Here is an 11,269-nt window from a genome sequence, read left to right as displayed (position 1 = left end):
GCTATCTTATACTTCCTTTCGGTGACTGTATTGCCTCAGGATAATATGCATCTATAACTCTCTTAACTAATGACACCTGTTTTGCCCTCTGCTTTGCATCTGCTTCTGAGCTGTCCCAGCTATGTGTTTTTGCCACAGAGCCACCTGTCTTTAAGTAAATAGGTGCTGCAATTCTTATCATTTCAGGCACTTCGTAATGTCTTATAAAGCCTCCTGTTGACTTAGGATTTTCAGTATGAATATCAATAGGTATGTCTATTGCCTGACGCATTGCTGCAAGCATCTGTAACTGGATATCTCTTACAGGGTTAATTGAGTTAGCTCCAATGGATTCAAGTAACTTAGCTGAGCATGGATTTCCGTGTCCTGCATGGGCTGAAATCTTAAAATGGCAATCTGCCGGTATTTCTCCTGCTTTTCTCATTTCATTGAGAAGCCATAAGCATCCTTCATCATATACTAAAAATGAACGGCATCCAAATGCTGCTGCTCTTTTTACATCTTCAACAGCTCTTACAATCTGCTCCTGACCCCGAAGCCTATACCCCATTCTTACACCTTCCGGAGTATTTACGGAAGCGCTTGTATCTGTTGTGGCTCTTGGTCCTATTGCTAAAATCAAATCCGTTCCGTAATCCTTAGCCAGTTTTACCATTTCCATTATTTCATTATCTGTTAACATCATAATGCCCTTTGTCTGGGTTACTCTGTGTAAGCTTATCTGATATTTATCCATTTCATCCAGTAATGCTTCCATTACCTTAGGACTTTGTATTCCCGGTACCTCAAAACGGTACTGTCCTCCATCATGGAATCTTTTCTCAGATGTAGGAAGGTCATAAGCATCCCCTTCCGGCATTCCTATTGACTTCAAAAATTCTCTGGTTTCCTTCATAACTTTTCTCCTATCTTTCCAATTTATTTAAAATAACATTTCCTTTATCTTCTTTGCCACACCACTTCATCATATAGTTAAACTTGTCAATTATTTCCCTGTGGCTCATAGGATTTTCCGGATCACCCTTTGCGTACTTTATCTCTTTGCAAAATCTTTCTCCATTTTTCATGACAACTTCCACTTTAGAAATTCTCTTATTTGATGTCTCTTTTGTATACTCCTCATTCTCAAAAACATTTACCTTATTGGTAAGCTCTAAAATATCACCATTTTGTATATTGTTTTCTTCAAACGCCGTTATATCGCTTTTTCCTAAAATTATTGAACTTGCCACGCTGTAGGGTATACTTAATTTTGCAGAGCTTTTTCCCTGTATTTCTTTGTGATCATGCCCTAAAATTGCCAATTTATATGTATAAACATTTATTTCTTTAATGTCTTTAGTGTTTTTTATTCCATTTCTTAGCCTAAGTGCTGCTTCTATTGCCGTGTGGCAATGTCTGCATGCTGCATACGGTTTTACGTATATTCTCCCTATTTCAAAATAATCGGTTTCTTTAAAGCAATCTAAATTAATATCTTTTCCCAGTAAACGAAAAACCCCTCTTTTGCCTCCAAGTATATCATCGGGACCTGAAATGGAGGCTTTTCCCATTTCTGCTGCCATAAGCCCTGACATAGCTGCATGGCCTAAATTATATGGTTTCAACAGAGAGCTGTTTTCCTGTATTTCCAACGCTCCTGCTGCACCGGTTGCCGCTGCCGATATGGTTGATTTCAGCTGTTCCCTGTTATATCCCATAGCCACAGCCACTGCTACTGCCGCACCTAATGTTCCACATGTTCCCGATGTATGAAAGCCTCTTTTTTTATGTTCCGGCTGCATTGCAATGGAGCATCTTACTGCCATTTCGTATCCCATTATTATTGCCTTTAGGAAATTTTTATAATCTATATTTTCCTTTTGTATCATTGCAACTAAAGGTGAAATAACTGCTGCTCCTAAATGAATCATTCCAAAACGGCTTCCATCATCTAATTCCATGGTGTGGGCATTATATCCATTGAAAAATGCTGCCCTTAACATATCTGTGGATACATCCGTGCCACAAATGTTAATGTCACCGGACGCTCTTTTTTGTCCACATACTTTTTCTATTGTATCTATATTTTCCTTTGCTCCTGCATAAGTCACTCCAAGATAATCAATGAGGCAGTATTTTGACTTTAAATATACCTCATCAGATATGTCGTTATTGGATTTTTTAATGATATAATCCAGCATCAAATCAGTAACGTTCATTTGTAAGCTCCTAAAATATATATCTGCTATTCTCTATTTCCTGTAACTGTCCCTTATCAAACATTTCAATGTTCCTCATTGCATCATGCATCATTTGGTAAAAGCTGTCATATGTAACTCCTCCTATATGAGGTGTTGTTATAACTTTTTTAAGTTGTAGCAGTTCATTATTTTCAACAGGCTCCCTCTCATAGACATCTATTCCTACACCTGCTATTTTCCCGCTTTTTATTCCATTAACAAGAGCAATCTCGTCAATCAATCCGCCCCTTGCGGTATTTATAAGTATAACACCATTTTTCATTTTGTTGACAGCCCTGTTATCAATTATGTGTTTAGTCTCCGTTGTTAACGGGCAGTGAAGTGAAATAATATCCGATTTTTCAATTATCTCTTTAATGGTACAATACGTTATTCCCAATCTTACTTCATCTTCCTCTTTCATTTGCAGAACATCATTATACAAAGCTTTGGCACCGAATACCTTAAGCATTTCTGCCACTTTTCTACCTATTGTCCCCATTCCGATAAGTCCCACTGTTTTCCCACTAAGCTCGTATGTGCAAACTCCCTGTGCCTGTTTTTTCCAAATCCCATTTTTAGTATTTTCATTAATCTCCACTAAATTTCTAAGTGTTGCCAGCATGAGAAGTATCGTATGTTCAGCAACACTTTGAGCATTCACGCCCTTGTTTACATAAAGTGGAATGTTGTTTTTCTTAATATAATCCAAATCTATTGTATCAAGGCCCACTCCGGTCCTCTGTATCATTTTTATATCAACCGCATTTCCAAGCACTTTTCTGTTAATTCTTAATCTTCCGCTGACTAACAAATAATCTGCATATTTAACCTTATCTTCAAGCTCCTGTTGTGAAACGCTTTCTAACATTTCCAGTTCAAATCCGTCAGGCACTACACTTTTTATAATTTCTGCGGGTTTACCGTCATAATGATTTGTAAGTAAAATTTTCAAAGTTTTCTCCTTTAATTAATAAACTCCATTTTTCTTAAATGCTCTTATTTCTGCATTTATCCATCCGATCATTATTCCCCAGGCAATCCACGTCCTGAATCCAAAATTTCCATTTACAATATAACTCATGATCATCATTCCTACCGTTATCATAGCCATTACAATAGTTTCTCTCTTAAGATAATAATTTTTCACCTTAAAAAACGGTATAATATTTGAAATATAAAGCCATATTAGAGAAAATGTGCCTAGCAATCCTCCTTTGATAAGCAACGTATAATACGCATTGTGCAGAAGCGCTATCGACTTACCTCTATGCATATCCTCCGTAAATTCACTTGGAATATATTTGACCTGTATATAAGTCCCAAGGCCTTCCCCTAATATCTTCTGCCATACCGGTGCTTTTTCCCATTGTATTTTTGCCTGCTCTATCTCAAATCCACGCCAGTGCTGAATAGCCTTCATATATCCATCATAATCTTCGTCACTACTTATTTCATTAAAGCTGACAGTCATTTTATCATTAAATTCATCTTGTATGTTTTGTGGCAGAGCCAGATATAGCAGAAAGCTTATTATGACCAATATTGCTACTGATATTGACAGCTTTACCAATCTGCCGGCTCTGTTTTTACCAATAAGTACATTAAAAATCAGCATTGCAACGATCATGGCGAACATAGATACTATCTGTGCTCTTCCCATTGATAATATAACGTTTAATAACATAAGAGCTGCCGCTACCCAATCAATTGTGTTGGTAAAAATCACCCTGTTCATTACAAGTTTGTCTGCTAACAGTATACATAATATAAATGCTACTTCGTATACTTCCCTACTTGATATCTCACGAATTGAATGCATATCTGTTATCTGTGTTATGTTTAAAATTACTCTTCCTACAGAAAATATAGCCATACCCAATCCCGCTATATATAGAGTTTTCTTTACGTCCTTTGTCTTTTTCAAATAATAGCACTGATATCCTATCATAATTATTACCAATGTCTGCGCTACATAGAACACATCTTTTACAATATCTCTTACATCATTGCTAAGTCCCCCGATATATGCAGATATTACTATCATAGCCACAAACAAGAGCATCCCCTTCACCCGCGGCAGGTGAAAAGCAATTTTTCCGTTTTTAAATATCATCGTCATCATCCATATTACATCGAGTATAAATGCAAGCTGATAGTTTTCAGTATAAAATCTCACCATAAATATTATAAGTAACGGCCACATTATATCATTTTTCCATTTAATTCTTATAATCATACTTATTCCTCTTTTTTGTAAATATATATCGCCTCTTATTTGGCACCAATTCGTCTAATATATCTCTAATAACTTTCTTATTTTCTATGAGATAACAATTTACTTAATAGCAGATAATTCATCTTTCCCAACCTATATGTAACTGTGTGTATAATTTTTTTTATTTTTCCAGCTTTAAGATATTTATCCAGATACAGACATCTGCTCTCATATGCCAAATCTAATCTTTTTCCCGTAGATTTAATACTTTTTGATATACTTACTGAATGATGATGTAAAAAATTATGATTATTTAATACATAACTGACATATCCCTTGCTTTTTAGCTTAAATGCCAATATATTTTCTTCACCGTATAGAAAAGTTCCTTCATCAAACATACCTACATCCAAAAAGGTTTCTGCCTTCACGGCAAAAAAAGCCCCGCTTACAACATCAACCCTGCTTTCATTCTGTTGAAAATAATTTCTGTCATAATACACGCCTTTTATTTTTAGTAGTTTCCTGAGCACTATCATGTTTTCCCACAAACAGTCTGCATATGTAGGTAATTTCCATGCGGGACATATTTTAGCCTGTGTGGTAGTAACCATACTTCCTGTTACCACCCCTATTTTAATATTTTTCTGTTCTTTATTTTCAAAAAATCCCAGTATTGAATTAATCACTTCTGCATCAAACTCCACATCCGGGTTTGAAACAAACACATACTTTGGCGAATATTTGTCCATGGCATATTTAATTCCAAAATTGTTTCCATATGCATATCCACCGTTTTTTTCAGTCTTAATGACATCTGTTTTTTCACTTTCATATGCACGCAGCTTCTCAAAGGAATTGTCCGTAGAGCAATTATCCACTACAATTAATTTATCGATACTTTCAATATGTACTGCATTATTCAAAAACTTTTCTATTGTATTGTAATCATTATAGTTTAAAACTACTAATACATTTTCTATCATCTGTCAACTCCCGATACCGGCTGCCCGAATATCCTGTCCATTTTCTTTTTGTAACAGTCGTAAGAATAATTTTCATCATACTGTATAATAGCATTTTTCTGCATTTCGAATATTTCATCTGCACTTAATTTGCATATTTCGTCTGCCACCTGATTTATTATACCATGATTATAATTTATTCCAATATTCTTTTCCCTTACCATGTTCCACGTATCACTTTTACAGCAATTAATTAAAGCTAATCCGTTAGACATGTACTCCATACTCTTATAAGATAATGCAATTGCCACATTTTCCTTAAATCCATTGAAGCCGAAATGACATTTTTTCATTACTTCTTCCTTAACAGCATCATCATATATACGTCCCATAAAATTATACTTTATTTTCTTATCCTTTAATTCATTTAAAAGCCATTCTTTTCTCGGACCTTCTCCAATAATAAATAACTCAACATCCTTCTTTTCTTTTATTATGGACAGCATTTTTACCAACCCTTCAAAATCATAGTTTCCTGTTAATGCTCCCAAATAAAGAATATTTAATTTGTCGTTAGGTACAACTTCTGTCCGCTCTACCTTTTTATTGCTCTTACACAAAGGCACTACTTTCTTTTTTTCATCCTCTTTTATCCCCAACAATTCAAAATAATATTTACATGATCCGATAAAACAGTCACATTTTTTCATTGCATAATTTCTCATATGCGACCACCACCAAAATCCTAAAACATTAGCCACTTTTTTAACATTTTTATTAAATGGAATTGTCTCCGGATACAAATCATAAATATCCGATACCAAATATGTATTTTTTAGTTTTTTAGACAAAACATATGCCGTTGAATTAGGTGGTCCCACAACATATACAACATCTGCTGTACGCGTTTTCAACAATTTTACCACGTCAAAAGCAAATTTCACCGCTGAAATCATTCTTGTTAAAGACATATTCTTTTTGTATGGAATAACTTCTATTTCCCTGACGCCCTCAAGATTATATCTAACTTTTTTCTTGGAATTATGGTCATAATTTCCACATAATGCCTCTACATCATATCCCTTTTCCTTAAAATAATTGTAAACTGTATAGCAACGGTCAGTATCCCGTAAATTTAAATAATATGAAACAATTAATACTTTTTTATTCATTTCCTTCACCTTTATCTGTATATACCATTAATTATATCCTGCACATGCCCACTAATTAAAGGTACTTCAAACATATTTAGTACATTATTTTTCATTTTTCCTATCTTTTCCGGATTATTTAAAAGTTCCCTTAATTCTTTTTTTATCATTTCAAGGTCATAATCACATATAATTCCGGTTTTTCCGGGACATACTAAATCCTTTGCCCCAACTTTATCTGTAACCATTACCGGCACTCCGTAACTTAATGCCTCTAAAACCGTAAAGCCATAAGATACATCACGTAATGCTACAACCAAATCTGCCTCATTCATCACCTTATCAAGCTCCTCGTACTTAAATGAAGGCTTATTATTAATATATGGTGCCATATTTTCGCCGCCATTATAGACCGTTAGCTGAAAGTTTCTTATTCCTTCCTGATACAACTGATTTAATGCTTCCTTAAGGACATAAAAGCCTTTATATTCCGCAATTGGTCCTAAATAAGATATTTTTACAACATTATTTTCTATTGTTTTTGTGTACTTCTTTTTATTATCTTTAATTTCCCCGTGAGTTATATTACACACGATTCCTTTGTCAACATTTATATAATTTCTAAAAACATCCCTCATGTATGTGCTGTTAAAGTGAATGGTGGATATTTTTTCAAAATACCTGATATATCCTTCTCTTAATTTCCGGTAATTTTCACTATAAATCTTATCCTCTTTTTGTAATTCCTTTAATCCGCTTTCATTTACAAAAATTTTGTTCTTTTTGTATTTTCTTAGAACTCCAAGTATTTTAGTATTTTTTATGTTTCTGTATAACGGACTTTGTAAAAGTTTCATTTTTTTAATAGACAAAGCATTTTCACAGCAGGTATAGCATCCTTTGCATTCAAAATTTTTCTCACATATTTCATTATTAAAAAACAGTGTTGTTTTAGGACATATTCCAAAAAAATCATGAGTCGTATAAACGGTTTTTATTTTTAATTTATTTGCTGTTTCTAAGAAGCCAATGTGCATTCCCATTAAAGTATGAATGTGTATTGCATCAGGCTTTTCTCTATTTAAAAATTCTTCATATACCTTTGTGTCTACATTTTTTTGAAATCCGTCAAATTCTCTGATTCCGTATATCTGTGGCAAATATTCAGGATTTTCAAGTTCAAAACTTTTTATTCCCTGAAAGGCTTTACCCTGTTTAATTTTTATTGACGAACCATTTAAAACCCGGCCTGGCCAAAGCATTCCCACATCATGTCCCTGCCTTACCTGTTCTGTAGCAATATCTATTGCATATTTTGTCAGTCCACCTCTTGCATATGGTGGGAATCCTAGTGAATAATGTAATATCTTCAATTTAATCCTCTTCTTGCAATAACTTTTTTATTAACTCTATTCTAAACTTTAACTGACCTTTTCTTGTATCTGTGTTTTTGTCATCCCTCTTCAGATAAAAGACTATAATATAAAGCAAATATGATACAAACAGCATGTTAGGTGTATTACAGTAATTATACAGTTTACTCTTGTATTTTTTATACACCCTAAAAGTTTCCTGTATGTTCATATCGTTAAACATTATACTTTTCTGACAAATATAATGAAAAAAATCAAAAAACGGTGTTGCTGTTTTTATACAATATTCAAAGTCAAAGGCATACACCTCTTTATTCTTTATGCATGTATTCTTTGGTGTAAAATCCCCATGGGCGAAACTATAATAAAAATCACTGTTTTTTAAGAAACTTTCTGTTTTTCTTATAGCATACATAATACTGTCTTCTTCACCAACTAAAGTTTCTTCTTTCGCACAATGTTTTAAAAACATAACCGGTTCATACATATCACTGTTTTCAAAACTAATTTTCACTTTAGTTTTTTCGTACATATCAGCAATAAATCTCCAGTGTTTATCCAAAAACCGGTAGCAGCTTCTGTTATCTTCTGCAACATTTTCCTGTATAAAAATATCCCAACTGCCTTTTTTTGCAATTCCAATGCCTGCGGGTATATTTCTCACATTTTTTTCCTTTAAAAATTTCAGGGCAGTTAATTCTTTTTCAAATAAATCTTTAACTGTTTTTTCTTCTGATATTTTCATGTAGAAAAAAGTTTTATCTTTGTTAAATACCTGTATGACAGCCTTGTGGTTTTGAACAGATTCCTTCAGGTTTCCATAATATACGGAACATTCATATTTATCTTTGCAATATTTTTCTATTATGTCTTTGATTCCGTCATTTATCTTAAGGTACTTAGGCGTACACTTGCATATTTTTCTTGCAGGTATCACGTCCCTTAAGACCGGAAAAAAATCTTTACCAATTTTGCCTTAAAATTAGATGCCTGAAGTATTCCAAAACCGTATTTCATGTTTTTTTCGGGAATAATCCATGTTTTATTTCCATTATCTATTAAATAGTATTTTTCGCCATAAACATCTTCAGAAAATATTTCAGCATATAATTTATTCTGTGCCATTGCAGCTCCTCTAATATTCCAAACAATTATCAAACACAATTTTTAGTATTTCGTTACTTATTGTATCAACGTCATCTTCTGCATTTAGATAATATATTTTTTTATAATACTTCTTTAACCTTTCATATTCCGCTGACTGTCTGCTAATTTCTTCAATGGTTAATTCCTTTTTTCTATTGTGTATAACCTGTGGTCTTGCCTTTAACACAAATGTAACTTTAGGTTTCGGCGTTAATGCCACAAAAAATCGTCTGACGCAGTATGGAAGGTTAATTTTGCTTCGTTTCGGATCTACAATCAGGTCGTAGCTATATCTGTCAAAAACTGAATATCTGTCATAATGTACATCTCTTCGTACTTTTTTTCTCCATCCGACTATATAATCAAAAGAATAGTAACATATTCTGATAAGTGAACCTTTTGGCTTTGCCTGCTCTAATTTTTTTCTTTCAAGTGCATAATTTTCCTCTAAATTTTGTTCCTTTGTTTTTTCCCCGAAAACATCCTTTAAATTAGGAATTATTCCCGGTCTGAAATGATACAGATTGCACTTATTTTCACATATATAATAATAATTTATTTTTTCTATAACTTTATCAATAACTGTGGATTTTCCCGTACCATCCGGTGCAATAACACAAAATGTTCTGGAAAACTTTCTATAGCGAAAAAGTATTCTATGTATTTTTTCCAGCACAAATTCCATTCTGCCTGCTAAAACCTTAACAGGCTTTTTCTTAGTTAAAGAAAATATTATATTTTTGCTTATTTTTCTATATTCCTTAAATAGTACATCGATTCTGTCTTCCTTTATTGCTTTCTCAATATGTCTGCCGTAGCTTCCCCACATCCTGCGTGACATTTCTTCTAAAAAAAACTCTTTATCATTTCTTATAAGATTAATTATTTTTTTAGAATATTCTTCTTTCAGTTGCAGTTTTTTCTGACCTGTCACCTTCATTATATATAGCCAAAATGCCTCGTATTGGGGTTGCAGCACCGTAAGATTATTGTAGCTTATTGTGTTTTTATATAGTCTGCTAAAATCCTCTAATTCAATCCCCTTTATGCTTAAACCTTCTATTATATCTATGTGTATTGCCGTCTTTTGTTTCAGACTCATTCCATGACAACATATCATTGCCCCTGTCCTAAACTCGTCGTAATATTCCAACCCGGCACCATTCATTATTTGTTTTAACAATGTATGTGCCTGTTTAATTTTTTCCGGCTCAATTACTATATCCACATCTTTTGATTGATTATCAAAAGGCAATCCCTGATAATTTCTCAAAATAAAGTAGCGTATATTGTTGTCATTTAATTTTTTAACATATTCTACCAGTATTTCACCGCACTTTCGGTTCCACATATACTTCTCCTACTTTAATATGTTTCTAATTTTTATTTCTATCTTCCTTGTTGCCTTACTTCCAAAAATTGAAATCAATACTTTTTTTGCCTTTTGTAATAATGGTCTGAAAAAGGATATCCATATTTTGCTGTTGCCACGTTTTTTCTCTCTTGCACTCATCCAACTGTTATCACAATAATGAATAGCTACTGTCTGCTCTGTAGTTCTAAACACCCCTTCTCCTAACTTTTTAGGGTAAAAATATTCCCTTGGATATATGTCTATGCCTGACACCTTTTGTTTCTCCCCACCTAACACAAGTCCCTCTTCCACCATAATTTCAGTAAGAAGTGACACATTTGCCACGGTATCCATAGCTCCATTTTTTGAAAGAAACGGATTATTTTCATAATAATCCAGCATTTTTTTTGCAATTATACTGTGTTTCTTTAGACTTATAACTGCGGTTCCTAAATACTTTCTTCTTTCAAACCCCATAAATTCTTTTCCTGCCTCAATATCACTAAACTTCTTCAAAAATTCTACATCAAGGTCAAGATATATTCCTCCATACTCATATAAAACCTTCATTCTGACATAGTCACTAACAAAAGCATATTTTCCTTTGTCATACGCCTGTGCAGCATAATCACAGCTGTAAATATCAAAATTATCCTCTGTCCACACTATAAATCGGTATCCGGGAAAGAATTTCTTATTATTTTCCAAAAAGTCCACGTACCTTTGTGGCATTTTTTCTTTTCCAAACCAACAACAATGAACTATTTTACCATTTTCAATCATATGATTCATTCTTTTCATTTCAAAAAGACCAGAATGTAATTCTGGTCTGTTCTATAT

General features: G+C 33.4%; 11 protein-coding genes. All 11 read right to left on the bottom strand.

From position 1 onward, the window contains the following. Position 1: 1 nt before the first annotated feature. The 11 genes from DWW68_RS10940 to DWW68_RS10890 all read right to left on the bottom strand — a co-directional run bounded on the left by DWW68_RS10940 (position 2) and on the right by DWW68_RS10890 (position 11,230). Complete coding sequence (locus DWW68_RS10940) at positions 2 to 895, bottom strand: hypothetical protein (RefSeq protein ID WP_021952346.1); 894 nt, start codon at positions 893 to 895, stop codon at positions 2 to 4. Between the two features lie 10 nt (positions 896 to 905). Next, a complete protein-coding gene (locus DWW68_RS10935; RefSeq protein WP_118589586.1) occupies positions 906 to 2,201 on the bottom strand; it encodes an MmgE/PrpD family protein in 1,296 nt (431 codons plus the stop codon). A 10-nt stretch (positions 2,202 to 2,211) separates the two neighbouring features. Next, positions 2,212 to 3,177, bottom strand: coding sequence for a 2-hydroxyacid dehydrogenase (locus tag DWW68_RS10930; RefSeq protein ID WP_118589587.1), 966 nt, complete (start codon positions 3,175 to 3,177; stop codon positions 2,212 to 2,214). A gap of 15 nt (positions 3,178 to 3,192) precedes the next feature. After that, positions 3,193 to 4,461 (bottom strand): O-antigen ligase family protein, encoded by a 1,269-nt coding sequence (locus DWW68_RS10925; protein WP_118589588.1) that lies wholly within the window; start codon positions 4,459 to 4,461, stop codon positions 3,193 to 3,195. A 77-nt stretch (positions 4,462 to 4,538) separates the two neighbouring features. After that, positions 4,539 to 5,426 (bottom strand): glycosyltransferase family 2 protein, encoded by an 888-nt coding sequence (locus DWW68_RS10920; RefSeq protein WP_118589589.1) that lies wholly within the window; start codon positions 5,424 to 5,426, stop codon positions 4,539 to 4,541. Further along, positions 5,423 to 6,577 (bottom strand): glycosyltransferase, encoded by a 1,155-nt coding sequence (locus tag DWW68_RS10915; RefSeq protein WP_118589590.1) that lies wholly within the window; start codon positions 6,575 to 6,577, stop codon positions 5,423 to 5,425. The genes DWW68_RS10920 and DWW68_RS10915 overlap by 4 nt, the downstream gene beginning before the upstream one ends. A gap of 11 nt (positions 6,578 to 6,588) precedes the next feature. Then, a complete protein-coding gene (locus DWW68_RS10910) occupies positions 6,589 to 7,929 on the bottom strand; it encodes a glycosyltransferase (protein ID WP_118589591.1) in 1,341 nt (446 codons plus the stop codon). 1 nt (position 7,930) lies between these two features. Then, the gene (locus tag DWW68_RS10905) at positions 7,931 to 8,866 is read right to left on the bottom strand and encodes a hypothetical protein (RefSeq protein WP_118595008.1); all 936 of its coding nucleotides are present in this window, start codon (positions 8,864 to 8,866) and stop codon (positions 7,931 to 7,933) included. A 5-nt stretch (positions 8,867 to 8,871) separates the two neighbouring features. Continuing rightward, on the bottom strand, positions 8,872 to 9,054 hold the full coding sequence (locus DWW68_RS10900) for a hypothetical protein (protein WP_118595006.1): 183 nt from the start codon (positions 9,052 to 9,054) through the stop codon (positions 8,872 to 8,874). Between the two features lie 10 nt (positions 9,055 to 9,064). Beyond that, positions 9,065 to 10,426, bottom strand: a complete 1,362-nt coding sequence (locus tag DWW68_RS10895; RefSeq protein ID WP_118589593.1) for a hypothetical protein — start codon at positions 10,424 to 10,426, stop codon at positions 9,065 to 9,067. 9 nt (positions 10,427 to 10,435) lie between these two features. Continuing rightward, on the bottom strand, positions 10,436 to 11,230 hold the full coding sequence (locus tag DWW68_RS10890) for a glycosyltransferase (protein ID WP_118589594.1): 795 nt from the start codon (positions 11,228 to 11,230) through the stop codon (positions 10,436 to 10,438). Positions 11,231 to 11,269 lie beyond the last annotated feature (39 nt).

This window comes from Eubacterium sp. AF16-48 (assembly GCF_003479405.1).
Classification (GTDB): domain Bacteria; phylum Bacillota; class Clostridia; order Lachnospirales; family Lachnospiraceae; genus Eubacterium_G; species Eubacterium_G segne.
This window is presented reverse-complemented; position numbering and strand designations above follow the sequence as displayed.

Bases quoted from the DNA above. Each gene is read 5' to 3' on its own strand.
- DWW68_RS10935 (WP_118589586.1), bottom strand. From the start codon at position 2,201: ATGAACGTTACTGATTTGATGCTGGATTATATCATTAAAAAATCCAAT.
- DWW68_RS10925 (WP_118589588.1), bottom strand. From the start codon at position 4,461: ATGATTATAAGAATTAAATGGAAAAATGATATAATGTGGCCGTTACTT.
- DWW68_RS10920 (WP_118589589.1), bottom strand. From the start codon at position 5,426: ATGATAGAAAATGTATTAGTAGTTTTAAACTATAATGATTACAATACA.
- DWW68_RS10895 (WP_118589593.1), bottom strand. From the start codon at position 10,426: ATGTGGAACCGAAAGTGCGGTGAAATACTGGTAGAATATGTTAAAAAA.
- DWW68_RS10900 (WP_118595006.1), bottom strand. From the start codon at position 9,054: ATGGCACAGAATAAATTATATGCTGAAATATTTTCTGAAGATGTTTAT.
- DWW68_RS10915 (WP_118589590.1), bottom strand. From the start codon at position 6,577: ATGAATAAAAAAGTATTAATTGTTTCATATTATTTAAATTTACGGGAT.
- DWW68_RS10890 (WP_118589594.1), bottom strand. From the start codon at position 11,230: ATGAAAAGAATGAATCATATGATTGAAAATGGTAAAATAGTTCATTGT.
- DWW68_RS10940 (WP_021952346.1), bottom strand. From the start codon at position 895: ATGAAGGAAACCAGAGAATTTTTGAAGTCAATAGGAATGCCGGAAGGG.